Source organism: Kribbella sp. NPDC050241 (assembly GCF_044459685.1).
Taxonomy (GTDB): Bacteria; Actinomycetota; Actinomycetes; order Propionibacteriales; family Kribbellaceae; genus Kribbella.
In genome coordinates this window covers 42,564-68,873 of record NZ_JBITJE010000010.1, presented here as the reverse complement: position 1 = coordinate 68,873, position 26,310 = coordinate 42,564, and the positions used below count along the sequence as shown (strand labels likewise).

The following is a 26,310-nucleotide window of genomic DNA, read 5'->3' as shown; positions in this document are numbered from 1 at the left end:
GGAGACGGTTCCCAATTGTCCGTTAGTTCCTTCTTGTAAGTGACAGCATCGTCAGGCACTATCAATGGCTATGGAAGACGGCACTTTCGAGTCCCTCGGTTACTGCGGTGATACCGGCATCGACGAGGACGTTCTCCAGTGGGACCAGCGCGCGGAGTGTGAGGTGCGGCAGATTCTCGACCGCATCGCCGACAAGTGGTCGCTTCTGGTCATCGCGCTGCTCGACAAGCGGAGCCTGCGCTTCAGCGAGCTGAGCCGCGCGATCGATGGGGTCAGCCAGCGCATGCTGACCCGTACGCTGCGGCATCTGGAACGCGACGGACTGGTGAGCCGGACTGTGCATCCCACCGTCCCGCCACGTGTGGACTACGAGCTGACACCGATGGGCGCGACCCTGCACAGCACCATCAGCGCCCTGGTCGTCTGGACCGAGGAGCACCAGATCGCCATCGCGGCCGCCCGCACCGCCTACGACAGGAGAGTGGTGGCCGAACGAGAGACTGCAGACCGCCTGGAGGCCGAACGCCAGGCCGCCGCCCGCGTGGCCCTGTCAGGCAAGGGCTGACCTCACCCGCCGAACCACACCCGCACGCGACGCGGTGTTCTCAGCTCTGGAGTTCCTCGCACAGGTTGCGCTCAATACCCTGGTACCGGGTTACGGTCTTTACCCCGGTGGCGTCGAACGCGACGCGGAAGATGCCGTCGAACACGTAGATCCCGCGGGGACGGTTTCCTCCGTTCTCGCGAAAGCCGAACATCGCCGGTCCGACCAAGTGCCAGGTGGAGTTCGTTTCGAGTGTTCCACCTCTGGCGTAGTCGACGAGCGCGCTGCCGCCGATGTCAACGCGGATAGTCCTGCTCGTGGCGAGGTTGGTGACGTCGAAGATCAAGTCGCCGACGTACGCCTCGCGTTTCGTCGAGCCGTCTGAATAGCGCGCAAGCACCCGCGTCTTTACCTCGTCGAGGACCGGTTCGGCATGGACGGGGAAGTCGCACCGAGTGCCGGCGGGTGCGTCGAATGGCGCTGACGGTGCCGGCACCCAGCCACCACTTGTGGTCGCTCGAGCCGGTGTCGCCCCTAGGAGCAGTGTGATGAGAAGGGCTAGGAAGAAGAGTCGCTTAGACATGTCGACAAGGGTGGCGGCGGCAGCTCACCACGAAGTCACCACATCGCATCCCGTCGTGTCATAAGGGATCGCCGCAGGTCGCGACGCTGCAGAAGCGGCGTCGGCCGGTCTCGTCGATGAAGAGCCATCCGCACTGTGGACTCGAGCACGCACAGACGGTCAGTCGCCGAGGATCGGCGAGAAGCTGACCCGCGGACTGCGCGACGGCGAGAATCGGCGCTCGAAGGCCGATGTCGCGGTTGATACTCCACCGAGCAACGCCATTCGACCGGCAGTCGAACGTTGCGTTCTGCGCGGCTTCTTCGACGTACCTCGCGACAGAGGCGAAGGCCTGAGGGTCCCCAGGATCTGTGAGGCAGGAGTACAGCCATCCGCGCAACTTGCGCGCCTCATCCAGTACGCCGGCCGCAGTGAGTGGATCCCGCTGTGCGTCGCTGAGTAGGTCGGTGATGGTTGCGTCGTCCAGCAAGTCCTGATGGCCGGCCCAAACGGCCAGCGTGGGATATCCACGGAGCCACTCGGCGCCGGGACTGCGCGGTCCACCCCAGCCGGCATAGGTATTGCAGAACTCCAGAGCTGGGTGGCCGCCAACACTCCACGGCAACCAGAACTCACCCACCAGTACGGCGTAGATGGGGGCGGCCGGTCGCTCCAGTCGCACATCCTTCGTGAGGATCCGTTGATATACGGTCTCGAGCTCGAGTCCAGGCTCGATGTCCAGCTCCTCAGCGAGTGCCTTTCGTGAACGGTCGTAAAGGTGCAACGCATCGGCCTGCCGAGCGGCGCGGTAAAGAGCGGTCATGACCGCGGCGACCAACCTCTCCCGGGCCGGATACTGCTCCGCGAGTCCAGCGACCTCGAGTATCACGCGGTCGTGGTGCCCCATGGCGAGCTGAATGTTGGCCCACGTCTCCGCTGTGGTCAGCCGGGATTCCTCCAGAGTCGCGCCGACTCGCAAGCGCAGTGACGGAGTCGTCAAATCCGCCAGGACAGGGCCACGCCACAGGGCGAGCGCCGCGCCCGCATGCCGCGCACGTTCGGCGAGATCAGTCGTCGCAGCGGCGTCGCGCGCCACCTGGAGGAACTCCAGGGCATCAACGAAATGGTCGGCAAGCTTGAACTCGTATCCATCGGCCTGAGTGGCGATCTCGACGTCGTACGACGCGAGCAGCTTCCGCAGCCGTCCGATGTAGGTATGGACCGCATGCCGTGCGTTCGCGGTCGGCTCGCCGTCCCACAGCAGATCGGTCAGCCGGTCGATCGAAACTGTATGTCCTGCATTGAGAAGCAGAATGCCTAGCAGCAACCGCTCCTGCCGGCGAAGCCGCAGCGGGATACGCCGGCCCGCATCCATTGCCTCGAAGGATCCAAGCAGGCGGAACTCCATTGGACGAGCCTGCCCCTGGCGTACGACACCACGCAAGTCGTTGACCCTGGATGAGACGACGGCTGACCTGCATCGTCTGGCTTCTGTGGGATGCGGGGGATACTGCCACGGGTGACCCGACACCACCCCTCAACCAACCACGAAAGATCGAGGCCAGGTCATGGCACGAATCGGGTATCTGCTGGTTCTCGACTGGTGAAGTGAATGGACGGAGGGTGAGTCGGTGCGCAGGATCCTGGTGATCGGCGGTGGGTACGCCGGGTTCTACACGGCGTGGAAGTTGGAGAAGAAGCTTCGGCGCGATGAGGCCGAGGTGGTCGTGGTCGATCCGCGGCCGTACATGACCTATCAGCCGTTCCTGCCCGAGGTCGTGGCCGGCTCGGTCGAGGCGCGGCACGCGGCGATCTCGCTGCGCCGCAACCTGCACCGGACCAAGCTGGTTGCCGGCATGGTCAACCACATCGAGCACCAGGCGCGGACGGTCGTCATCCGGCCGGCGCAGGGGTCGGACTTCACCATGACGTACGACATCCTGGTGGTGACCGCTGGTGCGGTGACCCGGACGTTCGATGTCCCCGGCGTGGCCGATCGCGCGATCGGGCTGAAGCACGTCGAGGAAGCGGTGGCGATCCGGGACCGGGTGCTGACCGCGTTCGACGAGGCGGCTTGTCTGCCGCCGGGCCGGGACCGGAGCAGGTTGCTCACGTTCACCTTCGTCGGCGGTGGTTTCTCCGGGGTGGAGGGGTTCGCCGAGCTGATGTCGCTGGCGCAGGCGCTGGTCAAGCATTACCCGGAGCTGTCCGCGGACGACCTCGCGTTCCACCTGGTCGAGGCGACGGGACGGATCCTGCCGGAGGTGACCGAGAAGCCCGGCCGGTGGGTGGTGAGGATGCTCGAACGCCGTGGCGCGCACGTGCACCTGGGCACCACGATGGACTCGGCCGAGGACGGGCATGTCGTGCTGTCGGACGGTACGACGTTCGACTCGGAGCTGGTCGTGTGGACGGCGGGTAATGCCGCGACCAGACTGCTCCGGAACTACACCGATCTGCCGCACACTCCGCGGGGGCTGGTCCAGGTCCGCGCGGACCTGCGGATTGGCACCGACGACGAGATCGTGCCCGACGCGTGGGCCGCGGGTGATGACGCCGCCGTTCCCGACCTCGCGTCACCGGTGCCGGGTGCGTTCACGGTTCCGAACGCGCAGAATGCCGTCCGGCAGGGCAAGCGGCTGGCGAAGAATCTGGTCCAGGCGCTACGCGGCCGCGAACCGAGGAACTACGTGCACCGCAGCCTTGGCGCGATCGCGACCCTCGGCCTGGGGAAGGGGATCTTCCAGTACCGCGGCATCGTGATCAAGGGCCTGCCGGCGTGGCTGATGCACCGCGGCTACCACGTGCTCGCCGTCCCGACCTGGGACCGCAAGTTCCGGGTTCTCGCCGTCTGGCTGATCGCGTTCTTCTACGGTCGGGACATCGTCTCGCTGGCTTCGGTCCAGAGCCCGCGGGAGGCGTTCGAGACCGAAGCCAAGGAGGCCACGGTCAGTTCGACCCGCTCGGCCTGACGCAGGGGATCAGCGGTTGGGTCGCAGTGTGAACCTGCCGCGCGCTCCGACGTCGGTCGCTCAGAATTCTGGCTGTTCTTGGTCGTCTCGGGTGTGCGGGTTGCGTGCGGCGAAGACGGTGAACAGCGTGGCGACGAGGGCAAGTCCGCCGTATCCGAGCGCGATCTGCGGTAGGGCGAAGATGGTGGAGAGTCGGGCGGAGATGAGGCTGGGAACGGTCGCGCCGCTGTAGCTGAGGAGATAGACCACGGCGAAGGTTGGTGCCCGGTCGGGCAGGGTGCTGCCGTACAGCAGACCACGGGTAGCGGCGCTGATGGCGATGCCCTGAGCGGCTCCCGCAACGATGGTTGCCGCGATGAACAACGGCAATGCACCGGTGCTGATCGCTGTGATCAGGCCGATCCATCCGGCCAGGAAGGCGATCATGCCGATGCGCTGAGCTGCCGCCGGTGAGAACCGGCCGCCAAGGGGAGCGCCCAGAGCGCTGGGGCCCATGTACGCGGCGAACACCAGTCCGAGGACGAGCGAGTTGTTGGTGTGAAGTTGATCTGCGACCAGAGCGGGCACGAAGGCCTGGTAGAAGGCCCCGGTCGCCCAGGTGGCCAGGAGCACCGCGGCCGCGACGGGGAGCAGATGCCTGACTCGGACCGGCACGCGAACGCTAGGGCGCAGTGATCGCCAACCACCCGGCCTCGGAGTCACTGTCTCTGGACTGATGGCGACGAGTGCGGCAGACAGCAAGAGCAGGCCGATGACAACCAGGTAGATGAGGTCACGTGGCCACGGGCCGAACTGGACCAAGGCACCGGAGGCGATGGCACCCACGGCGAGACCGAGCATGACTGTCTGGCTGGAAGCAACGGAAGCAAGCCAGGTCGGCCTGGCCGGTGCAGCGTCAACGATGTAGGCGGTGAGGGTGCTGCTGGCCAGCCCGGCGCCGAGTCCCATCAGGAGCCGGCCGGCGATCAGGATGCCGATCTCGTGCACGTTCAAGAGCAGCAGGCAACCCAGTACGAGCAGTCCGAGGCTGGCGATCGCGGGCGGCCGTCGGCCCACATGATTGGACAGTCGTCCCAGCACCAGCAGCGTGCTGAGAGTCGCGGCGGAGTAGGCGACGACGGTCAGCGAGATGTCGGCGTTGGTGAACCCGTCCTCGGCCCGGTAGATGTTGAAAAGGGGGATGGTCGAGCCCACCGCAGCAAACACGGCTATCAGAGAGACCACCGCCGAGACGAACGCCAGCCGGCGCGTTCTGGCCCGGCGGCCCAGGTTGATCGGCAGGCCCACACCTTGCATCGAGTTGTGCCTCTCTCCAGTCCCGAAACCGCGAAGTCCTCGTCCACTGATGAGCGTCGATCCGTCGCGCCGTCTTACCAACAACTCCGCAGAATTCGCTCGCTCCTCGACGCATCGGTAAGGCGGCGCCACGGATCGAACACTGATCACTTGCACGATGACGCCGGTCGCTGTGCACGCCTGCAACGACCGTCGGACCGCACACAGAAGGAGTAGGGAATTGAGCGACACCAAGCAGTCGCCCGAGGATCTGGCGATCCTCGAACGGCTCAACCTCGACTACGTCGAGGCCGACCAGGCCAGCGATGCCACGCGCTTCAGCGAGTTGCTTGCTGAGGATTTCGTCGTGCAGACCCCGGGCGTCACCCGCAACCGTGAGGAGTTCCTCGAGTACATCGCCAAGCCGCGGCCCTTCAAGGATCTCGCTGTGCACGACGTCAAGGTCCGCATCCTCAGCGATGTTGCGTTGATCCACGGTCGCAGCACGTACACCATGCTCGCCGATGGCGCGGAGCAGGAAGCTCTGTACACGGACGCGTACCAGAAGCGTGAGGGCACCTGGGTCTGTGTCTCAGCCTGTGCGATCGCTCCGGGCACCTGATCCACCATGTAGCACTGAGAGCGGCCGCGGACCTCAGGTCCGCGGCCGCTTCTGTTGCGCGTGCACGAACGCTCGCTCCGCAGCCCGAGCCGCGACAGTCGTCGCACCTACGGGTGTCCGCATAATGAAACCTTTGTCTACTGGGTTACTAATCTTTCAGACTCGTCCCATACTGGGATGACTGAGTCGATTTCAGGACCGAACGGAGGAGACGGAGATGACGCGCGAACTGCCGTACTACCGCCTCCACATCGACCTCCTTCGGGTGTCCAGCGCGCTGTGTCTGCGCTGATCTGACCTCTCGCGTCCCGTACGGCGTCCGTTCTCGGACGTCTGCTGCGCTGTGCCCGCGAAGCCTGCCCACCGCCAGGGAGAACCAGTGTCGACCACATCAGTCACCTCTGCCACGCATGCCACCGAGCCGCCGGAGACCGCTGTTCCGGACGGAGATCTGCCCGTCGTAGGGCGACGACATCCATGGCGATGGGTCGGTGTGGGTGTCGTCCTCGTGCTGCTGGCGATGTTCGTGCACGGACTCGCCACGAACCCGGGTTGGGACTGGCCGACGTTCTTCCAGTTCTTCACCACCAGGACGATCTTCTCGGCGCTCTGGGTGACTGTGCAGCTGACTGTCTACGGCACTGTGCTGGGGTTCGCGCTCGGCGCGGTGATCGCGACCATGCGGTTGTCCGGAAGTCCGTTCCTCCAGGTGGTTGCCTGGGGCTACATCTGGGCCTTTCGCTCGATCCCGTTGATCGTGCAGTTGCTGTTCTGGTTCAACATCGCCTACCTGTACCAGGAGTTGAGCCTCGGCATCCCGTTCGGGCCGGAGTTCGTCCATTTCAGTACGAACGACCTGTTCGGGCCGCTCGGAGCGGCGGTGCTCGGGCTGGCGCTGCATCAGGCCGCGTACGCCGCCGAGATCATCCGCGGCGGCATCATCTCGGTCGATGCCGGGCAGGTGGAGGCTGCCGCCGCACTGGGCATCCCGAGGTTGCGTCAGTTCTTCCGGATCGTGCTGCCGCAGGCGATGCGCTCGATCCTGCCGAACGGCGCGAACGAGGTGATCAGCCTGTTCAAGGGCACCTCGATCGTCTCGGTGATGGCGATCCCGGAGCTCTTCTACCAGGTCCAGGTGATCTACGGCCGCAACAGCCGCGTCGTACCCCTGCTGATGGTGGCGACGGTGTGGTACATCGTGCTGACCACGCTGCTGTCCATCGTCCAGTTCTACGTCGAGCGCCACTTCGCCCGAGGTACGGCGCGAGAGCTGCCACCCACGCCCATGCAACGGGTACGGCGTACTTGGCGCGATGTGACGGCGAGGGCGGCCCGATGACAGCGATGGTGGACATCAAGGGTGTGCACAAGAGCTTCGGAGAGCTCGAAGTACTGAAGGGTGTGGACCTGGAGGTGCGAACCGGCTCAGTCACCGTCATCCTCGGTCCATCGGGTTCCGGGAAGTCGACCTTGCTGCGGTCGATCAACCATCTGGAGAAGGTCGATCGCGGCCTGATCCGGATCGACGGTGAACTGATCGGCTACAGGCGCCGCGGCGACAAGCTGCACGAGCTGCGCGAGCGGGAGATCCTGCACCAGCGTTCACAGGTCGGCTTCGTGTTCCAGAACTTCAACCTGTTCGGCCACCTCACCGCGCTGCAGAACGTCGTCGAGGCTCCGGTGTCGGCGCAGCGCCGCAAGCGCGGCGAGGTCGAGCCACTGGCTCGCGAACTGCTGGAGCGGGTCGGCGTCGGGGACAAGGCCGACGTCTATCCCCGCCAACTGTCCGGTGGCCAGCAACAGCGGGTCGCGATCGCCCGTGCGCTGGCCCTGCGGCCCAAGGTCCTGCTGTTCGACGAACCGACCAGCGCCCTCGATCCGGAGCTGGTCGGCGAGGTCCTCGACGTGATCAAGGAACTCGCCCGCGACGGCGCCACGATGGTCGTCGTCACGCACGAGATCGGCTTCGCCCGGGAGGTCGCCGACACGGTGGTCTTCCTCGACGGCGGCCGGATCGTCGAGTCCGGTCCACCGCACGAGGTGCTCGACAACCCCAGTCATGAGCGCACCCGCGCCTTCATCTCCAAAGTCCTCTGAGGTCACCATGAGACGTGTCCTGATCCCCGTCGCAGCTGTCGCCGCATTGCTGGTGGCCGGCTGCGGCTCCCAACCCGATGCGGTCAATGCCTCCGCTGACACCGGGGTGAACACCTCGGCCGAGCAGAACCGCATCACCACTACGAAGAACGAGGCCGCCGCCGCCTTGCTTCCGGCCCGGATCCGCGATCGCGGCACCTTGATCGTGGGCGCCGGATTCGGCGCCGGCAACCCGCCCCTCGGATTCCTTGCCGACGACAACAAGACGCCGATCGGCCTGGAGGTGGACATCGCCTACCTGGTCGCCGGGGCGCTCGGACTCGAGCCGGACGTCCAGGTCACCAGCTGGGAGAACCTGTTCCTCGGCCTGGACTCGGCCAAGTACGACGCGGGCTTCTCGAACATCACGGTGACCGAGAAACGCAAGCAGAAGTACGACTTCGCCACCTATCGCAAGGACGACATTGCGTTCGAGGCGAAGAAGGGCGGTGACTGGACGGTCGCCGGCGGGAAGGACGTGGCCGGCAAGACGATCGCCGTCGGGTCCGGAACGAACCAGGAGAAGATCCTGCTCGACTGGAACGACGCGAACGTGAAGGCCGGACTGCCCGCCGCGGCCATCAAGTATTTCAACACCCAGTCCGACACCTATCTGGCGCTGAGCTCCGGCCGGATCGACGCCTACCTCGGACCGAACCCGTCGATCGCGTACCACGTCAAGACCTCGGGTCAGACCGAGACGATCGGCAAGTTCTCCGGCGCGGGCCCGACCCTGCAAGGGCTGATCGCGGCCACCACGAAGAAGGACAGCGGACTGGTCCAGGCCTACCAGGCGGCGCTGAACGCGGTCATCGCGGACGGCAGCTACGCCAAGGTTTTGGACCGCTGGAACGTGTCGAACGAGGCGGTCGAGAAGTCGGAGATCAATCCGCCCGGACTCCCGCTGACGAGCTGAGGGAACATCATCATGAGGAAATCCTGGACGATCACGGTTGCCGCCGTACTGCTGTCGTTGGCGGCGTGTGCCGACCCGCAGACCAGTGCGGCGCCGAAGGGGAACGACGCGTCGGTCGTCGCGTTCGACACGTCGGCGAACCAGAAGCACATCACCTCGGCCAAGGTGGACAGCATCGCCGCCGAGTTGCCCGCCGCGGTCCGCGACAGCGGGAAGCTTGTCGTCGGCAACGGATCTGCCGGCGGGGGACTGCCGCCGCTCGGCTTCACCGCGGACGACAACAAGACCCCGATCGGCGTCGAGATCGACATCGCATACCTGGCCGCGAGCGTGCTCGGGCTGACGCCGGAGATCCAGACCACCAGCTGGGAGAACCTGTTCCTGGGCCTCGACTCCGGCAAGTACCAGGTCGGCATCTCGAACATCGGGGTGTCCGAGCTGCGCAAGGAGAAATACGACTTCGCCACCTACCGCCTCGGCCTGCATGCGTTCGAAGCGAAGAAGGGCTCCGGGCTGAAGATCACCGGCCCGGCCGACATCTCCGGCAAGAAGGTCGCGGTCAGCTCCGGCACTCTCCAGGAGGCGATCCTGCTCGACTGGAACAAGCAGAACGTGGCGGCCGGCCGGCCGCCCGCAGAACCCAAGTACTACCAGCAGGCATCGGATACCTACCTGGCCCTGGAGTCCGGCCGGATCGACCTCTACCTCGGCCCGAACCCGAACGCCGCCTATCACGTCGCGACCGCCGGCAAGACCGAGATCGTCGGCACCGTGTCGTCCAGCTACCCGGTGCAGGGCCTCGTCGGCATCACCACGAAGAAGGACAACGGCCTGGTCAAGCCGCTCGCCGACGCCCTCAACGCGGCGATCGCGGACGGAAGCTACGCGAAGGTGCTGGCCAAGTGGGGCCTGCCGTCCGAGGCCGTGCCGAAGTCGCTGGTCAACCCGCCCGGCCTTCCCAAGGACAAGCAGAAGTAGGAGGCGACACATGGCAAGGATCGCAACCATCTCGAGCAGTCCGTCCATCCCGTCCCGCACCGACGCGGTCCTGGAGTACGTGACGAAGCGACTGCTCAGCCACGGTCACGAGGTCGCTCCGATCATCCTGCGCGATCTCCCGGCCGAGGCGTTGCTCCGCGGACGGGCGGACGATCCCCGCATCGCCGCTGCTGTCGAGACCCTCGAGTCCGCCGACGCCGTCGTCGTCACGACTCCGGTCTACAAGGCGGCGTACTCCGGACTGCTCAAGGTGTTCCTCGACCTGCTCCCGCAGTACGCGCTGCGAGGCAAGACGGTGTTGCCGTTGGCAACGGGCGGTACGCCGGCGCACGTGCTGGTGATCGACTACGCGCTGCGTCCGGTGCTCACCAGCCTCGGCGCGGGGGCGATCGGACAGGGCTGGTTCGTGCTGTCGTCACACATCCGTTTGTACGACGGTGGCGGGCTGCTGCTGGATCCGGTGGCCTCGGTGCCGCTGTATCAGGTGACCGAGGCGTTCCGGTCCACTGTGGAAGGCGCGCAGCCGGTGGAGAGTGTGCCGGTGCAGGCTGCGGCGGTCGAAGTACTGCGGGCGCGGCCGGAGGACCCGGAGGCCGCTCCGCTGCTGGCCGATCTCGTCGTGGAGTACAGCACCCGCTACGGCCGGACGAATGAGAACACGCAGCTGACCGAGGTTCCGCCGACGGACTTCCACGTCGAGCGTGGAGGTGCGTTCGTGTTGCTTCGGCACGGAGGTCAGACCGTGGCGGGCGGGGCCATTCGCCGGTACGACGGCGACACCGCGGAGGTGAAGCGGATGTGGACCTCGCACCTGCATCGGCGCCAGGGACTCGGCCGGAGGGTGCTGGCCGAGTTGGAAGCGGCTGCGCTCGATCTCGGCTATCGCAAGCTCTACCTGACGACAGGACCGCGGCAGCCGGAGGCGGCTGCGTTGTATCTGGCAGCCGGGTTCGTACCGCAGTTCGATGTCGAGGCGGACCCGGAAGCCATCGGGCCGTTGCCGTTCACCAAGGAACTACCAGTGGCGCTGAGGGTGGCGTCGTGAGCCCGCGGCTGATCACCGCGATCGAGATCGACGGCGCCGGTGGACATCCGGGAGCTTGGCGCGGGCCGGAGGTTGATCCGGCGGCGATTCTGACGGGTGAGCTGGCCGTGCGTGCTGTGCAGCGGGCGGAGGCGGCAGGGATCGACCTTGCGACGTTCACGGACGCGCTGGAGGCACCGGCCGACGTACCTGATCGCGTGAGCGTCCGGTTGGATGCGCTCGGTCTGGCGGCTCGGATCGCGCCGTCGACTGATCGGATCGGGCTGTTGCCGACCATCACGGTCACCCACACGGAGCCGTTCCACGTGCAGGCGTCGATCGCGACGCTCGACCACGTGTCGTCTGGCCGGGGCGGGTGGGTCGCGGATGTGTCGACGTCCGCCGAGGCGGCCGCCGTAATCGGGCGACGGGAGCCGGCCCCCGCCGCCGAGACCTGGCGCGAGGCGCGGTACGTCGTCGACGTCAGCCGACGACTGTGGGACTCCTGGGACGACGACGCGATCATCCGCGACGCCGCCAGCGGCCGCTTCGTCGACCGCGATCGCATCCACTACGTCGACTATCAAGCTCCCTCCTTCACGATCAAAGGCCCGTCGATCGTTCCCCGCCCGCCGCAGGGCCACCCGATCACCGCCGTCCGGGTGAACACCCCGGAGGCGCTGGAAGCAGCAGCCGACGCGGAGTTGGTGTTGTTGCCTGGCACAGACGGGTTGTCGGACCGCGTCGCCTCCATACGTTCGGCCGGATCGCCGCGGGTGCTGGTGTCGGTGGGAGTGTTGCTGGACGACGATCCGGTGGCGGCGGCTAGGCGGGCTGATGGGGCGGCTCACCTCGATCACATCGGCGGGGTCGAGCGGCTGGCGGACCTGATCGCCGGCTGGAGTGCGGCGGGGGTGGATGGGGTGCACCTGCGGCCGGCGTCGCTGGAGATCGACGTACCGGTGATCGCGGACCGGCTCATCCCCTTGCTGCAGGCAAGGAGGCTCGTGGGAACGCCACGACGCGAGGGACTGTTGCGAACCAGGTTGGGTCTGGCCCGGCCGGGAGGTGCACGATGACCAAACAGATCCATCTGGCGGCGCACTTCCCGGGCGTCAACAACACGACGGTGTGGTCGGACCCGGAGTCCGGGTCGCAGATCGACTTCGCCTCGTTCCGGCACCTCGCGGAGACTGCCGAACGCGGCACGTTCGACTTCTTCTTCCTGGCCGAAGGACTACGGCTGCGGGAGGTGAAGGGCAGGATCCACGACCTCGACGTCGTCGGTCGCCCCGAGTCGCTGACCGTGCTCAGTGCCCTGGCCGCCGTCACCACTCACCTCGGCCTGGCCGCCACCGTGAACTCGACCTTCAACGAGCCGTACGAACTCGCGAAACGACTCGCCACCCTCGACCACCTCTCCGGCGGCCGCGCCGCCTGGAACGTCGTGACGTCCTGGGACGCGTTCACCGGTGAGAACTTCCGCCGCGGCGGATACCTGGACAAGGCCGACCGTTACGTCCGGGCACAGGAGTCGCTCCGGATCGTCCGCAAGCTGTGGGACTCCTGGTCCGAGGACGATCTGGTCCTCGCCCAGGCGGCGGGTGTCTTCGCCCGCGAGGGCGCTGGGGCCTTCGCGGACGAGGGCGACCACTTCAGCATCCGCGGGCGCTTCGGGCTGCCGCCGTCGCCGCAGGGGCGGCCAGTCGTGATCCAGGCCGGTGACAGCGACCAAGGCCGGGAGTTCGCCGCCTCGAGTGCGGACGTGATCTTCAGCCGGCACGGGACGTTCGAGGCCGGGCAGACCTTCTACAAGGACGTGAAGGCACGGTTGGCGCGGCACGGGCGGAGCGAGGAGTCGCTGAAGATCATGCCCGCGGTGACGGTGGTGGTCGCCGACACCGATGCCGAGGCTGTCGAGAAGGCCCAGTACATCCGGCAGCAGCAGGTGTCCGGACCGACCGCGATCGTCCTGGCGGAGCTGCTCTGGGGTCGCGACCTGTCGGCGTACGACCCGGATGGTCCGCTGCCGGCGGAGGACCCGGTGGTCGGGTCGACGGTGACCCAAGGCCGGGTCGGCTACAACGATCCCGGCCCGATCGTCGCCGAGTGGCGGGCTCAGGCCGAGGCGAACGGTTGGTCACTGCGGCAGACCGTGATCAACCAGCAGAACCGCCAGACCTTCATCGGTTCACCGGCCACGGTCGCCGCGGCGATCAACCGCCACGTGCAGGAGGACGCGGCGGACGGCTTCGTCCTCGTCCCGCATCTCACGCCCGGTGGCTTGGACGACTTCGTCGACCGCGTCGTCCCGCTGCTCCGCGAGCGCGGCGTCTTCCGTTCCGAGTACGCCGGTACGACGCTCCGCTCCCACCTCGGGGTGACGGCATGACCGTGGCCGACCTGCGTAGATCGTGGGAGGAGCCGCCCGCGACGGTCGTGTTCGTCGGCGGCGGACCGCGGACCGTCGGGCTCCTCGAGCGGTTCGCGGCGAACGCGCCGGAGCTGCTGGGCGACCGGCCAGTGGAGATCCACGTCGTGGATCCGTATCCGGCCGGCGGCGGACGGATCTGGCGGCGGGAACAGTCGCGGCTGCTCTGGATGAACTCGATGACGTCGGACGTCACGATCTTCACCGACGAATCGGTGGAGTGCGAAGGACCTGTGGTGCCCGGGCCGGATCTGGCCACCTGGGTCGCCGGAGAAGGCGCGGTGATCCTGGAGCGGGCCGGGCTGGAGCTGCCCGGCCCGATGGACTTCCCGCCGCGCGTGGTGCAGGCGGAGTACCTCGCCTGGGCCTGGCAACGCGTCGTCGGCGAGGTCCCGGCGACCGTCACCACCCATCCGGAACGAGCGATCGAGCTGACCGCCGACCATCGCGTGATCCTTGCCTCTGGCAAAGAGCTGCGGGCGGACGTGGTCATCCTCGCACTCGGTTACCTCGAGCGGTTCCCGACGGCTTCGGAGGCGGCCTGGGCGGCCCAGGCCTACGACGCCGGCCTGACGTACATCCCGCCCGGGTACACCGCGGACGTCGATCTCGACGACCTGCACCCGGGCGACAACGTCATCGTGCGTGGCTTCGGCCAGGCGTTCATCGACCTGATGGTGCTCCTCACCGAGGGCCGCGGCGGCTGGTACGACGAGTGCGACGGCCTGCTCAGCTATCGCCCGTCCGGCCACGAGCCGATCCTGTACGTCGGGTCCCGGCGCGGTGTGCCGTATCACGCGAAACTCGGTTACACCGTCGCCGGGACGAAACCGGTGCCGACCCGCTACCTGACCAAGGCGGCGCTGACCGAGCTGGGTGACGGCGTACTGGATTTCGATCGTCAGCTGCGGCCCTTGATCGACAAGGAGCTGACCTTCGCCCACTATCAACAGCTCTTCACCGCTCATCCGGAGCGGACGAGGTGGCCGTGGCAACAGTTCGCCGAGGTGCTGGATCGTTCGTTGCCCTCCGCACCGGAGTTCGTCGCCGCGGTCGAGGTCGCCGTACCGGATCCGGAGGACCGTTTCGTCCGGGCCGCGGTCGACCGGCCGCTGACCGGGCAGTTCTTCGCCGATCGGCAGCGGTTCGAGCGGTTCCTCAGCCGGCTGATCGAGGCGGACCTCGTGCGCCGCGCGGATCCGGAGTACTCGGCGGATCTTGCGGTGTTCAACGCCTTGCTGAGTATCTACAGCGTGTTGTCGGCTGCGATCGTCGAAGGCCGGTTGACGGATGAGGACCGGGTCCGACGGGTTGAGGCGGAGTGGCACGGGTTCTTCTCGTTCGTGGCCAGCGGTCCGCCGCCGCGGCGGCTCGAAGAGCTGCTTGCCCTGCACCGGGCCGGCATCGTCCGGTTCGCCGGACCCGAGCTCGAGGTCGCGATCGACAGCGATCGCTTCGTGGCCCGCAGCCCCGGTGTGGCCGGCGAGATCCGGGCCCGCGCCTTTGTCGAGGCCCGGTTGCCGCGTCCCGACGTGCTGGCGACCACTGATCCGCTGCTGCGCGGGCTGCTGGCAGACGGCGTACTGGCGGCCGACGAGCTGTTCGCTGCGGATGGGACGAGTCTGGGCGGCGGCCAGCTCAAGGCCGACGCACAGTGCCGCGCGATCCGTGCCGACGGCACCGTGCATCCGTCGCTGTTCCTGCTCGGGCCGTCGGTCTCCGGTTCGGCCGGCTCGTCGGGTTTCTCCCGCCCGCACTTCAACGGTCCCGGCTTCCGGCAGAACGACGCGGTCGCCCGGCACCTGCTCACACTTCTCGCTCCCACCGTACGGAAGGAAGAACGCCATGCCAGTTGAGTTCCTGGGCATCGCCGGGACCAACCCGGCCAGCGAGGTCACGCCGCGAACCGGCGGCCCGCTGGACCTGGACTACACGGCCAGACTCGCCCGGGCCCATGAGGACAACGGATGGGACCGGATCCTGTTCGCCTACCACTCCGGATCGCCCGATCCGGCGCAGGTCGCGGCGTACGTCGCGGGCAGGACCGAACGGATCAACTTGGTGGTGGCACACCGTCCGAACGTCGCGTACCCGACGCTGACCGCGAAAACCTTCGCAACGCTGGACCACATCAGCGGCGGCCGGTTCGAGGTGCACGTGATCACCGGCGGGTCGACCGCCGACCAGGCCGCCGAAGGCGACTTCCTGGCCAAGGACGACCGGTACGGCCGGACCCGAGAGTTCATCCAGATCCTCAAGCAGGCCTGGACTTCGGACGAGCGCTTCGACTTCGCCGGGCAGCACTACCGGTTCGAGCAGTTCGTGGCGGACATCAAACCGCTGCAGCAACCGCGGCCGCGGATCTCGTTCGGTGGATCGTCGCAGGCGGCGTACGCCGTGGGTGCGGCCGAGGCGGACATCTTCGCGTTGTGGGGGGAGCCGCTGGCCGGCACCCGCGACCAGTTGGCCACGATCGATACCGAGGCGGCGCGGGCCGGCCGTCCCGATCGACCGACGATCCAGATCGCGTTCCGCCCGATCCTCGCTCCGACGGAGGAGCTGGCCTGGGGGAAGGCCGAGAGCGTCCTCGGCCGGATCAAGGACGTCCAGGCAGGTGGCGTCCCGATCAGCACGCGGCTCCGCTCGAAGTCGCCGGAGAACGCGGGATCGCAACGGTTACTGAAGGCGGTCGCGGAGGGCGAGCGGCACGACCGCGCGCTGTGGACCGCACCGACCGGCCTGACCGGTGGCGGCGGCAACTCGACCGCGCTGGTCGGTACGCCGGACACCGTCGCGGCCGCGTTGCTGGACTACTACGACCTCGGGATCCGGATCTTCTCCGCCCGCGGGTACGACATCTACGACGATGCGATCGACTTCGGTCGCTACGTCATCCCGTTGGTGCGGTCCGAAGTGGCGCACCGCGAGCAGCAGACCCGGAAGGAGCTGGCCTCATGACTGTCGTTTCCGACCTCGAGCAGGACTGGCACACCTGGCATGCGGCACGCGAGCAGGATCTGAACACGGATTACGGCTGGCTCAGCGTGGTCGCCTTCGACTGGCTGCCCGCGTCACCGACCGCCCTGTCCGGTTTGCCGGGGATCTGGTGGGCCACCGACGGACGTGCGTACGTCACTGCCGACGGCGAGCTCACCTTGAACGGTGATCCGGTCCACGGCACGGTCTCGTCCGTTGTTGCCGAGGCGGCTTCGCTCAGTTGGTTGCTCTGTGGAGATCGGCTCGTCGAACTGGTGCTGCGGGGCGGGCGGTACGCCGTTCGCCAGCGCGATCCGCAGGCTCCGACACGACGTGACTTCACTGGCGTTCCGACGTACCCGTTGAATCAGGACTGGGTGGTGCGCGGTTACTACACGCCGTACGCCGAACCCGAGCGGGTGGAGGTTTCCACGGCCCGCAATGATCTGCGTCAGCACGTCACTGCGGTGGGCACTGTCCACCTTGCGCTCGGTGACTCGGCGTACGAGCTGGTGGCGACGCCCGCGGGTGATGGCCGGCTGTCGCTGTCGTTCCATGACGACACCAACGGCGACGACACGGCGCCCTGGCGCACGGTCACCACCGGGGTGGTCGAGCGCGACCAGTCCGTCCTGGTCGACTTCAACCGGACGATCAATCTGCCGTTCGCGTTCACGGCGTACGGGACCTGCCCGGCGCCCGTTCCGGGCAACCGGCTCGGTTTGCCGGTCACGGCCGGCGAGAAGAAGGTGCGGTGACGTTCTCGTGGCGGGCTCGGGCGGCTTCGATGTCGGGGACGTGTTGTTCGGCCCAGCGCCGTACGGCGAGGAGCGGGACGAGGAGGGAACGTCCCAACGGCGTCAGGTCGTACTCGACATGCGGCGGGTTCGCGTCGTACTCGTGCCGGCTGATCAGACCGTCGACTTCCAGGGAGCGGAGGGTCTCGGTCAGGACCTTCGGCGTGATGCCCTGGATGTGGGACTTCAGGTCGGTGAAGCGACGCGGTCCGTCGGCGAGGGCGTTGACGACGAACACCGTCCAGCGGGCGCCGATGCGGTGCAGCACCGTACGGCTCGGGCAGCTGGCTGCCATCACGTTGTAGGCCTTGCCCATGGGTGCTCCCAGTTCCGTTGAAGATACCGGTATCAAATCCATACCGTTGATCCGATCCTACGAGAGGGAGTGACACAGATGGAGCGGATCCTGGTCATCGGTGGTGCACGGGCGCTGGGGGCGGCCGTCGCGCGGCGTGCGGTGAAGGACGGGTACGACGTGGTGATCGGCGCACGCGACCTGGCGGCCGCCGACGCGCCGGCGAGCGAGATCGGTGCGACCGCGGTGCGCATCGATCTGCAGGACGAGACGACGGTCGCCGCCGCGGCCGCACAGCTCGAGGATGGCGTCGATCACATCGTGATGACTGGTTCCGCACCGCACGACGTTCGTGCGGTCGACCTGGACCAGGACAAACTGGTGGCCGCGTTCACGGCGAAGGTGATCGGACCGATGCTGGTTGCGAAGCAGTTCGCTGCGGTGCTGCGGCCGGCTGGATCGATCGTGTTGTTCTCCGGCATTGTCGGTTGGCGGCCTGGGCCGGGCTCACTGGTCAAGGGGACCACGAACGGCGCTGTCGAGTTTCTCGCTCGCCACCTCGCGGCGGACCTCGCCCCGGTGCGGGTCAACGCCATCTCGCCCGGTGTCGTCGACTCGGGCGCCTGGGACCGGCTCGGCGACAACAAGGCCGCGCTGTTGAGCAAGAGCGCCGCCGGCACGCTGGTCGGACGGCACGGCGAGACCGAGGACGTCGTCGACACGGTGATGTGGCTCCTCCACGCGGGCTTCATCTCGGGAGAGACGATCCACCTCGAGGGCGGAGCCCGCCACAAGACCGCCTGACCCACGACCTCGCTGGCGTGGCAGCTGGCACTCGAAAGCGTTCGGCCGCTGGTGTGTCACACAGAAGGGAGGTACTCGGTCTTCCTCTGTGAGTGAGTGAGTCAGTCAGTCAGCGCCACGAGGTGGGCCATGCAGGGCATGAGCAGTCGAGGGTTGGCGGCGCTGCCCCGTCCGGTCGCCGCGGTCCTGGGCGGTGGTGGTGTGCTCGGCGCGGCCCATGTTGGCGTCGGGCACGCGCTGGAACGTCGCGGATTCGTCCCGGACCTCATCGTTGGTACGTCGGTCGGGGCCCTCACCGGTGCCATTGCCGCTGCGCATCCCTCCTCTGCCGCGGCACGGTTGGACGAGGTGTGGATTCATCTCCGTCGTCGTGAGGTGTTCCCGCTTGGCTACCTGTCCTCGCGTGCGAGCCTGTTCTCCGATCGTGGCCTGCGCCGGTTGATCGCAGGTGCTGAGCTGCCGGCATGGATCGACGATTTGCCGATCCCGTTCACCGCCGTCGCAATGGACCTCGCGTCCGGTGCCGAGGTTCGGCTTGACTGCGGAGACCTCGAGTCAGCGCTGCTGGCGAGTTCTGCCATCCCCGGCGTTCTGCCACCGGTGGTACGGGACGACCGGACTCTTGTCGACGGTGGTCTGATCGCCTACGTTCCGGTGCGGGCGGCCTACGCGGTGGGGGCGGCCAGCGTGCTGGTTCTCTCGACCGGGCCGGCGAGTTGGCCGTTGCCGCCGGTGACACCACGCCGCCGCGCCGGAGCGATCGCCTCGAGGGCCGCTGTACTCCAGGTGCACCATCAGATCGAGTCCGATCTGCACGATGTGTCCCAACACATCCCCACCGTCGTGCTGCCTACCGGCGTCGACACATGGCCGGCCCCGTGGGACTTCGGGCATTCAGAGCGGTTGATCACCACGGCGACGGTCACGGCAGAGCGCTTTCTCGAGGAACTCGAGGTCGATGGCCCCGGGCTGTACCGAGTCGACCCTGACACCGAGCCGTCGCAGGCTCGCGCCGAGACAGGAACGAGTCAATGAGCACGATCGCCTTCCTCAACATCGCGATGCCCGGGCGGGTCAACCCGACCCTTCCGATCGTCGCCGAACTGGTCCGACGTGGTCACACGGTCAGCTATCACACCTCGCCTGCTTTCAGGCCACAGGTCGAGCGGGCCGGCGCCACGGTACGGTGCTACGCCGGCGGCGATCAGGCGTTGCCCGATCCGCCCACGCCGATTGCGTTGCTGGACGGGCTGGCGCGCACCGCCGTACAAGTGCTGCCCGACGTACTCGGTGAGCTGCGTGAGGTACAGCCCGATCTCATCGTCCATGACTCTGCTTGTCTGTGGGGTGCGATAGCAGCTCGCGAGCTCGACGTGCCGGTGGCATCGTCGTTCACGACCTTCGCGTTCAATCGGCAGGCGCCCAGCCCGACCGGGCTGTCGAGGAGCTTGCTGCTGGCGGCAGCGGCTCATCCGGTCCACGTCAAGGGGTATGTGCGATCTCGGTGGGAACTACGTCGGCGCTTCGCCACGCGCGGGCTGCCATTGGTTGACTTGGGCAACATTCGCCAGGCACTCAATCTCGTCTACACCTCCCGGACATTTCAGCCGGCTGCCGCAGGGTTCGACGAGTCGTTCCGCTTCGTCGGGCCAAGCATCGGGGCTCGTCCGCCCGACCCGTCGTTCCCGATCGGCAGACTGCAGTCCCGGGTCGCCTACATCTCGATGGGCACCGTGTTCACAGCGGATCCGCAGCTGCTCCGCACGCTCGCGACCGCGCTCGCGCCTCTGGCCGAGACAGTGGTCGTCGCAACTGGGCAGACCGATCCCTCCGCGCTCACGCCGTTGCCCGCGAACGTTCTCGTTCGTCGCTCTGTCCCTCAGCCGGAGGTGCTGGCTCGCGCGTCGCTGTTCGTGACGCACGGCGGCATGAACGGCGTCAACGAGGCGATGTACGCCGGCGTGCCGATGCTCGTGGTTCCCCAGGGTGCCGATCAGCCGTCGGTGGCCGGCCGGGTCGTGGAGCTCGGGGCGGGTTTGACGATCCGAAACCAGGACATCACCGAGGCCCTCGTGCGGAAACTCGCACGCCAGCTTCTCGAGGAGCCCAAGTTCCGTACGGCGGCAGCGGCCCTGCAGGTCGCCGAGCGTGAGCCGGGTGGGTTCCGTCGGGCCGCCGACGAGCTCGAGCAGTATCTGCGAGCGGCCGGGCCAGTCGATCGCGAAGCGCCGGTCGATCCCTCACGGCGAGCCTGACTCATGTCGCCTGTTGTGGTGCTGCTGCTGATCGCCGGATTGTCCGAGGCGACCGGACGCGTTCTACCTCTCGTCTCGCGCCGTCCCCGGATGTCCCGGCCCGTAGTCGTCGGGTTGCTGTTGACCGGCACCCTGATCGAGAGCGCGGTGATTGCCTTGTGGCCTCGGACGGCGTGGACACTTGCCGGACTGTTGCGGTCCGATCCGGCGCCCGACACTGCCGGACTCGTCTGGACACCGGGCCTCATCGCACCACTGGTGCTCGCAGGCATCCTGGCGTTTCCGTGGCTCGGTCCGCTGCTTCACGTGCTGCTTCTGACTGCGGTCGGCGCCAGTCTGTCCGGACCGCTGGCCGCGGCCGGCGGCCTGAGTTGGGCCGCCGCAGCGGGGTGCTTGGCTGTTGCTGCCTTCGGGCTCGCGTGCGCAGTCGAGGTGGTTCGACGACTCGTCGCGAGGGCGCTGGCGGTCGGGGTGGGGGAGTCCGTCGCATGAACAGTCTGGTGCTCTTGCTCGGTGGGATCGGTCTGGCTCTGATCGTCGAGGGCGTGCTGGCCCGGTACGAAGTACTCGCGTACAGCGTCGGCTGGAGGGTTCCGACCTCGGAGCTGCCGGAGGGTCTGCCGTATGCCCGTGGAGCGCCACCCGATCGTCCGCCGGCGGCGTACCTGGTCTATCTCGACGGCATTGGGAAACGTCAGTTCCGTGACACCCGGGACGGCGGCCAACTCGTCCAGGCCGTGATCGCCGGGGCGCCGGAGCTGCGGGTGCTGGGTCAGGTGCAGCCCTACTCGCCGCTGGCCGCGCCGCTCGCTGATCGGCCGGTGTGGGCGTGGCTGCGTCGTCGAGCAGGTCTGTTGCTCTTCCTGCACAACGTCATGCAGACCTTTGTGGCGGCCGACCGCCGGTACCGGCCCCTGTACAACCGAGCGGTCGGTCAGCAGATCGTCGTTCAGCTTCGACTGGCCGGGTATCGGGCCGGCAGCAACATCCCGGTAGTACTTCTCAGCTACAGCGGGGGCGCTCAGGTCTCCACCGGCGCGGTTGACGAAGTCCACCGCCAGTTGGGCGCTCCCGTCCTGGTGATCATGCTGGGCGGTTTTCACAACGGCGCCAACGAGTTGTCGTTGGTCGAGCACGTGTACCAGCTGACGAGTTCGAAGGATCGCATCGAACGAGTCGGGACGTGGATCTTCCCGCAGCGGTGGCGGCTGCTGCGCCATAGTGGCTGGAATCGCGCGGTACGTGCCGGAAAGGTCACGGTGCGAACGCTCGATCCGGCGACTCACGTCGGGCCGCGCAGTTACATCAGCCCAACGGCGACATTGCCCGACGGCCGCAGTCACCTCGATCGCACCACCGGCACCGTGATCGACCTCATTCGCGACTATTGCGCCGCGAGCGCTGATCGGACGACGGCGGCGTGAGTGCGGGACAACCGCCGTTTCAGCCTGCGAGGTCCGCAGCCAGCAGATCCTCGAGCCTGGTCAGGCTGCCGCCCCGGGTCGCGTCGATCAACGTCTGAAGGAAGCGTCGGTGCCGGTCCGGACTGACGGTCGCGGTCCGGTCGATGGCGAGGTGCCGCCGAGCACGGCAGACCAGCTGGCGGGTGTAGACCGGGCCGAGTTGGAGGACTTCCGCGATCTGGTCATAGGGATAGTCGAATGCCTCCCGGAGAACGTACGCCGCGCGTTCGTTGGCGGTGAGCCTCGCCAGGATGAGCATCACCGCCTCCCCGAGAGCTTCGCTCTGCTCGATGTCCGTCATGGGACTGGCGTCCGGGTCTGCCGCATCCGGGACTGACGACCCGTACACCTCGTGACGACGCCTGGCCGACCGTCGGACATTGATGGCACAGTGAGTCGTCATCGTCACCAGAAGTGCTCGCGCGTTGCCGACGGTTGCCCGGTCCGTCTTCTGCCAGCGAACCCAGACCTCCTGTACGACGTCCTCGGCCTCGGTGACGCTGCGCAGGATCATCGACGCGATCGCTGTCAGTCGTCTTCGCTCGCCGAGGAAGACAGCGAGGGCCTCGTCGAGGTCACCGTCGGCAGACTCAGCCGCACCATCGAGGACTGCGCCGGGTCTCTCGCGCTCCCAACTCGCTGTCGCGGCACCAACGCTCATCCTCCTGGCCCTTCTCCCGGTCCGGCAGGTACTGCAGCAATGCGTCAGTCATCACAGTCCGGCTGTCACCGGTGTCTGCGCGCCCCCGGGCGTCCGTGGCCTGCCACGTGGGCCTTTCTGCCACGTGGCCCTGTGCGACTACGAGGTTCGTGGCCTCCGGTTCGGTCTTGCCTTCTGTTGCTTGCGGCCCTGACATGTCAGCGGCCGGTCCGGCGTACCGACCCGGATGCGATTGCAGGTACTCTCGATCGGTGGCACCTGGCCAGTCGGGCGCCAGGCTGATCGGGCGACGAGACGAGTGTCGAGTCCTTGACGACCTCCTGCGAGGCGCCAAGGCGGGGCGCAGTGCGGCCTTGGTCCTGCGGGGTGAGGCGGGAATTGGCAAGACCGCACTCCTCAAGTACGCCATCGAGCGTTCGGACGGATACCGGATCGTGCGGGCGGCCGGCATTCAGTCGGAGATGGAACTGTCGTACGCCGGGCTGCACCAGCTGTGTTCTCCGCTGCTTGCCGGTCTGGACCACCTTCCGGAGCCTCAAAGAGATGCGCTCGGTGCGGCGTTCGGCCTCCGGTCGGGCACTACGCCCGACCGGTTCCTGGTTGGCCTCGCCGCTCTGAGCCTGCTCGCGAATGCAGCAGCCGACCAGCCACTGCTCTGTCTCGTCGACGACGCGCAGTGGCTGGACCAGGCATCGGCACTGACCTTGGGCTTCGTCGGCCGCCGGCTGCTCGCGGAGTCCGTCGTACTCGTCTTCGCCGTCCGTGAACCCGTGTCGCACGAAACACTGGCCGGCCTGCCCGAGGTGCCGGTCAGAGGGTTGCTCGAGCGTGATTCCCGAAGACTCCTGGACTCCGTCGTCACCGGTCCGCTTGACCTGCGGGTGCGCGACCGGATCCTCGCCGAGGCCGGCGGCAACCCGCTGGCCATTCTCGAACTGCCGCGCAGATGGACGGTGGCGGAAGTGGCCGCCGGCCTCGCGCTACCGGACGCGCGGCCGCTCTCGAGCCAGATCGAGCGGGAGTTCGTCCGCCGGATCGAGTCGCTCTCGGTCGAGACTCGATCGCTCATGGTCGTCGCGGCCGCCGAGCCGGTCGGTGACGTCAGGCTGTTGCGGCGGGCGGCCGAGCTTCTGGGCGTCGACGTCGACGCCGCGGTCATGAACGCGTCGGAGCTGATCACCCTCAACGCCCGCGTCCGGTTCCGGCATCCGCTGGTGCGCTCCGCGACGTACGGCGTCGCATCTTTGACGGAGCGCCGGGCGGCACATCGTGCGTTGGCCGAGTCGACCGATCCCGAGGTGGATCCGGATCGCCGGGCCTGGCATCGTGCACAGGCTGCGTCAGGTCCTGACGAGGACGTCGCGATGGAGCTCGAGCGTTCGGCCGTCCGCGCGCAGGCACGCGGTGGGATGGCGGCGATGGCTGCGTTCCTGGAGCGCGCGTCTGAGCTGACGCGCGATCCTGGCCGCCGCTCGACTCGCGCGCTGGAAGCTGCCCAAGCGAAGTTCCAGGCCGGGTCGTTCGGATCGGCGACGAGTCTTCTGGCGACTGCCGGCATCGATCCGCCCGACGAGCTGACTCGTGCCCGGATCGATGTGCTGCACGCCGGTCTTGCGTTTGCGCAGGGCCGCGGCATGGACGCTCCTGCTCCGCTGCTTGCCGCAGCTCGCCGGCTAGAGCAGCTCGACGTAGCACTTGCTCGTGACACCTACCTGGAAGCAGTCTCGGCGGTTGTCTTCGCCGGCCATCTGGCGCGGAGCCCGGGGTGGCCGGAGGTGGGAACAGCGGCGCGTGGTGCGCCGCCGTCGCCGTTGCCGCGTGCGACCGATGAGCTGCTGGATGCGTTGGCGATGCGTTTGACGGATGGCTTCAAGGCCTCGGTACCGGCGATCGAGAGCGCCCTCACGGCTTTCTCTGCCGACGACCTTCCTGTGCAGGAGTCGCTGCGCTGGCTCTTGCTGGCGGGGGTCATTGCGGCGGATCTCTGGGACCTCGAGCGCTGGCAGACGGTGACGACTCGCCATGTAGAACTCACCCGTCGGACAGGCGCGCTCAGCGGGCTTCCGCTGGCTCTGGACTCGTCGGCCGTGGTGCTCGTCTTCGCCGGCGACCTGATGGCGGCGGCGGCAGTGGTCGAGGAAGTGCGAACGGTGAGTACTGCGACCGGGACCGTCCAACCGCCCTTCGGGGCTCTGGCGTTGGCCGCAGCTCGTGGTCATGAACGGGAGGCACGCGCGTTGATCGACGCGACTGTCAGTGAGGGGGCCGTCCATGGCCAGGGGCTCGGGGTCACGGTTGCGAACTGCCATCACGCAGTACTGTGCAACGGCCTCGCGCAGTACGAGGAGGCAATGAGTGCGGCCCGCGCGGCCGCGAGGTACCAGGAGGAATTCGGCGCGCCGCGATGGGCTCTTGCCGAGCTGATCGAGGCAGCTGTGCGCAATGGCTCGCCTGAGGCCGCGCACGACGCGTTGGAGCAGCTCTCGGAGACAGCACGGGCCAGCGGCACGGACTGGGCGCTCGGCGCCGAGGCCTGCTCACGCGCTCTGCTGAGCGACGGCGTCGCTGCCGAGGACCTCTACCGTGAGGCGATCGCGCGGCTCGCCAGGACCCGGGTCCGCGTGAACTTGGCCCGGGCGCATCTCTTGTACGGGGAGTGGCTGCGACGGGAGAACCGCCGTGTCGACGCTCGCGCGCAGCTCACGATCGCCCACGAGATGTTGAGCCAGTTCGGCGCTGACGCCTTCGCCGAGCGCGCGCGTCGTGAGCTCCACGCGACAGGAGGAAGAGTGCGCGAGCGCGCCGTCGCTCCACAGACCGCACTCACGGCTCAGGAGGCGCAGATTGCTCGGCTTGCCGGCGACGGGCTCACAAATCACGAGATCGGCGCGAGGCTGTTCCTCAGCCCACACACGATCGACTGGCACCTGCGCAAGGTCTTCTCCAAGCTCGGCATCAGTTCTCGCAGAGAGATCTCCACCAGGCTCGCCCAGGGCACAGCAACGTCAGCCACAGCAACAATCTGATCCAGCAGACGATCCTCAGAGCGTCGGCGACCTGAAGACCGACCCGGTTGTCGGCTAGCTTTCCGGGATGGTACCTGTCGCGCTGGCCAAGCATTTGATCGACAGCAATCGATACATGGTTCTCGGAACCGTGGACCCGGACGGTCGCCCGCGAGTGTCGCCGGTGTACTTCTCGCCGGATGGCTACTCAGTCGTCTATTGGGTGTCGTCTCTCGAATCACATCACTCGCGGAACATTGCCGAGCGGCCCGAGGTCAGCATGGTGGTGTTCGACTCCGCGGCGGAGATCGGCAGTGGGGAGGCGGTCTACTTGATCGCCCGGGCAGAGGTGGTCCCGGACGACGAGTTGGAGGGATGTCTCGACACCGTGAGCTGGACACGGTTCCCGGGACTCAGACAGTTTGCCGCGGCGGAACTGCGTGATCCAGAGGTGCGGCGGCTGTATCGGGCGCGGATCAGTGAGCACTCCATCCACATCCCCGGGCGGCACCCGGAGTACGGCACGGGCACTGACCGGCGGATGACGGTGGACCTCGGCTAGATGCCGCTGGG

Annotated in this window: 26 protein-coding genes; 21 read left to right on the top strand and 5 right to left on the bottom strand. The window is 67.4% G+C overall.

Features of this window, described 5'->3' with window-relative positions:
• The first annotated feature begins 70 nt into the window (after positions 1-70).
• The gene (locus ACIBG5_RS34625; RefSeq protein ID WP_396395737.1) at positions 71-565 is read left to right on the top strand and encodes a winged helix-turn-helix transcriptional regulator; all 495 of its coding nucleotides are present in this window, start codon (positions 71-73) and stop codon (positions 563-565) included.
• 40 nt (positions 566-605) lie between these two features.
• Here ACIBG5_RS34625 and ACIBG5_RS34620 read toward each other — a convergent pair whose 3' ends face one another.
• A complete protein-coding gene (locus tag ACIBG5_RS34620; RefSeq protein ID WP_396395736.1) occupies positions 606-1,127 on the bottom strand; it encodes a hypothetical protein in 522 nt (173 codons plus the stop codon).
• A gap of 58 nt (positions 1,128-1,185) precedes the next feature.
• Positions 1,186-2,514, bottom strand: a complete 1,329-nt coding sequence (locus ACIBG5_RS34615; RefSeq protein ID WP_396395735.1) for a BTAD domain-containing putative transcriptional regulator — start codon at positions 2,512-2,514, stop codon at positions 1,186-1,188.
• Between the two features lie 223 nt (positions 2,515-2,737).
• Here ACIBG5_RS34615 and ACIBG5_RS34610 point away from each other — a divergent pair, with 223 nt between their 5' ends.
• Complete coding sequence (locus ACIBG5_RS34610) at positions 2,738-4,078, top strand: NAD(P)/FAD-dependent oxidoreductase (protein WP_396395734.1); 1,341 nt, start codon at positions 2,738-2,740, stop codon at positions 4,076-4,078.
• A 60-nt stretch (positions 4,079-4,138) separates the two neighbouring features.
• Here the strand turns inward: ACIBG5_RS34610 and ACIBG5_RS34605 are convergent, their stop codons facing one another.
• Complete coding sequence (locus ACIBG5_RS34605) at positions 4,139-5,374, bottom strand: MFS transporter (protein WP_396395733.1); 1,236 nt, start codon at positions 5,372-5,374, stop codon at positions 4,139-4,141.
• 220 nt (positions 5,375-5,594) lie between these two features.
• On the opposite strand from ACIBG5_RS34605, the gene ACIBG5_RS34600 reads away from it, so the two are divergent.
• From ACIBG5_RS34600 to ACIBG5_RS34545, 12 genes are all read left to right on the top strand, one after another.
• Positions 5,595-5,975, top strand: coding sequence for a nuclear transport factor 2 family protein (locus ACIBG5_RS34600; protein ID WP_396395732.1), 381 nt, complete (start codon positions 5,595-5,597; stop codon positions 5,973-5,975).
• Between the two features lie 217 nt (positions 5,976-6,192).
• Positions 6,193-6,267, top strand: a complete 75-nt coding sequence (locus tag ACIBG5_RS34595) for a putative leader peptide (protein WP_370452436.1) — start codon at positions 6,193-6,195, stop codon at positions 6,265-6,267.
• Positions 6,268-6,354: 87 nt separating this feature from the next.
• The gene (locus tag ACIBG5_RS34590) at positions 6,355-7,314 is read left to right on the top strand and encodes an amino acid ABC transporter permease (RefSeq protein ID WP_396395731.1); all 960 of its coding nucleotides are present in this window, start codon (positions 6,355-6,357) and stop codon (positions 7,312-7,314) included.
• On the top strand, positions 7,311-8,072 hold the full coding sequence (locus ACIBG5_RS34585) for an amino acid ABC transporter ATP-binding protein (RefSeq protein WP_396395730.1): 762 nt from the start codon (positions 7,311-7,313) through the stop codon (positions 8,070-8,072). Before ACIBG5_RS34590 ends, ACIBG5_RS34585 begins: the two co-directional genes overlap by 4 nt.
• A gap of 7 nt (positions 8,073-8,079) precedes the next feature.
• Positions 8,080-9,027, top strand: coding sequence for an ABC transporter substrate-binding protein (locus ACIBG5_RS34580; RefSeq protein WP_396395729.1), 948 nt, complete (start codon positions 8,080-8,082; stop codon positions 9,025-9,027).
• 12 nt (positions 9,028-9,039) lie between these two features.
• Positions 9,040-10,005 (top strand): ABC transporter substrate-binding protein, encoded by a 966-nt coding sequence (locus ACIBG5_RS34575; RefSeq protein WP_396395728.1) that lies wholly within the window; start codon positions 9,040-9,042, stop codon positions 10,003-10,005.
• A 10-nt stretch (positions 10,006-10,015) separates the two neighbouring features.
• Positions 10,016-11,071 carry an NADPH-dependent FMN reductase gene (gene ssuE, locus ACIBG5_RS34570; RefSeq protein ID WP_396395727.1) on the top strand — a complete coding sequence of 352 codons (1,056 nt, stop codon included), beginning with the start codon at positions 10,016-10,018 and terminating at the stop codon, positions 11,069-11,071.
• Positions 11,068-12,129, top strand: a complete 1,062-nt coding sequence (locus tag ACIBG5_RS34565; protein ID WP_396395726.1) for an LLM class flavin-dependent oxidoreductase — start codon at positions 11,068-11,070, stop codon at positions 12,127-12,129. The genes ssuE and ACIBG5_RS34565 overlap by 4 nt, the downstream gene beginning before the upstream one ends.
• The gene (locus ACIBG5_RS34560; RefSeq protein ID WP_396395725.1) at positions 12,126-13,442 is read left to right on the top strand and encodes an NtaA/DmoA family FMN-dependent monooxygenase; all 1,317 of its coding nucleotides are present in this window, start codon (positions 12,126-12,128) and stop codon (positions 13,440-13,442) included. Before ACIBG5_RS34565 ends, ACIBG5_RS34560 begins: the two co-directional genes overlap by 4 nt.
• On the top strand, positions 13,439-15,337 hold the full coding sequence (locus ACIBG5_RS34555; RefSeq protein WP_396395724.1) for an FAD/NAD(P)-binding protein: 1,899 nt from the start codon (positions 13,439-13,441) through the stop codon (positions 15,335-15,337). The genes ACIBG5_RS34560 and ACIBG5_RS34555 overlap by 4 nt, the downstream gene beginning before the upstream one ends.
• Positions 15,327-16,439, top strand: a complete 1,113-nt coding sequence (locus ACIBG5_RS34550; protein ID WP_396395723.1) for an LLM class flavin-dependent oxidoreductase — start codon at positions 15,327-15,329, stop codon at positions 16,437-16,439. Before ACIBG5_RS34555 ends, ACIBG5_RS34550 begins: the two co-directional genes overlap by 11 nt.
• A complete protein-coding gene (locus tag ACIBG5_RS34545; protein ID WP_396395722.1) occupies positions 16,436-17,215 on the top strand; it encodes a DUF1684 domain-containing protein in 780 nt (259 codons plus the stop codon). The genes ACIBG5_RS34550 and ACIBG5_RS34545 overlap by 4 nt, the downstream gene beginning before the upstream one ends.
• On the opposite strand, the gene ACIBG5_RS34540 is transcribed toward ACIBG5_RS34545, so the two are convergent.
• Positions 17,187-17,570, bottom strand: a complete 384-nt coding sequence (locus ACIBG5_RS34540) for a winged helix-turn-helix transcriptional regulator (protein WP_396395721.1) — start codon at positions 17,568-17,570, stop codon at positions 17,187-17,189. The genes ACIBG5_RS34545 and ACIBG5_RS34540 overlap by 29 nt on opposite strands.
• Positions 17,571-17,648: 78 nt before the next feature.
• Here ACIBG5_RS34540 and ACIBG5_RS34535 point away from each other — a divergent pair, with 78 nt between their 5' ends.
• The 5 genes from ACIBG5_RS34535 to ACIBG5_RS34515 all read left to right on the top strand — a co-directional run bounded on the left by ACIBG5_RS34535 (position 17,649) and on the right by ACIBG5_RS34515 (position 22,032).
• Entirely contained in the window at positions 17,649-18,353 is a 705-nt protein-coding gene (locus ACIBG5_RS34535; protein WP_396395720.1) for an SDR family oxidoreductase, read from the top strand.
• Between the two features lie 138 nt (positions 18,354-18,491).
• Positions 18,492-19,388: a patatin-like phospholipase family protein gene (locus ACIBG5_RS34530; RefSeq protein WP_396395719.1), complete on the top strand. Its 897-nt coding sequence runs from the start codon at positions 18,492-18,494 to the stop codon at positions 19,386-19,388.
• Positions 19,385-20,608, top strand: a complete 1,224-nt coding sequence (locus ACIBG5_RS34525) for a macrolide family glycosyltransferase (protein WP_396395718.1) — start codon at positions 19,385-19,387, stop codon at positions 20,606-20,608. Before ACIBG5_RS34530 ends, ACIBG5_RS34525 begins: the two co-directional genes overlap by 4 nt.
• A 3-nt stretch (positions 20,609-20,611) precedes the next feature.
• Entirely contained in the window at positions 20,612-21,100 is a 489-nt protein-coding gene (locus tag ACIBG5_RS34520) for a hypothetical protein (protein ID WP_396395717.1), read from the top strand.
• Positions 21,097-22,032, top strand: a complete 936-nt coding sequence (locus ACIBG5_RS34515) for a hypothetical protein (RefSeq protein WP_396395716.1) — start codon at positions 21,097-21,099, stop codon at positions 22,030-22,032. The genes ACIBG5_RS34520 and ACIBG5_RS34515 overlap by 4 nt, the downstream gene beginning before the upstream one ends.
• A 19-nt stretch (positions 22,033-22,051) precedes the next feature.
• Here the strand turns inward: ACIBG5_RS34515 and ACIBG5_RS34510 are convergent, their stop codons facing one another.
• A complete protein-coding gene (locus tag ACIBG5_RS34510; protein ID WP_396395715.1) occupies positions 22,052-22,732 on the bottom strand; it encodes a sigma factor-like helix-turn-helix DNA-binding protein in 681 nt (226 codons plus the stop codon).
• A gap of 251 nt (positions 22,733-22,983) precedes the next feature.
• Here ACIBG5_RS34510 and ACIBG5_RS34505 point away from each other — a divergent pair, with 251 nt between their 5' ends.
• Together ACIBG5_RS34505 and ACIBG5_RS34500 are read left to right on the top strand one after the other, a co-directional pair.
• Entirely contained in the window at positions 22,984-25,758 is a 2,775-nt protein-coding gene (locus ACIBG5_RS34505) for an AAA family ATPase (RefSeq protein ID WP_396395714.1), read from the top strand.
• Between the two features lie 67 nt (positions 25,759-25,825).
• Positions 25,826-26,299 carry a pyridoxamine 5'-phosphate oxidase family protein gene (locus tag ACIBG5_RS34500; RefSeq protein ID WP_396395713.1) on the top strand — a complete coding sequence of 158 codons (474 nt, stop codon included), beginning with the start codon at positions 25,826-25,828 and terminating at the stop codon, positions 26,297-26,299.
• Positions 26,300-26,310: the final 11 nt, after the last annotated feature.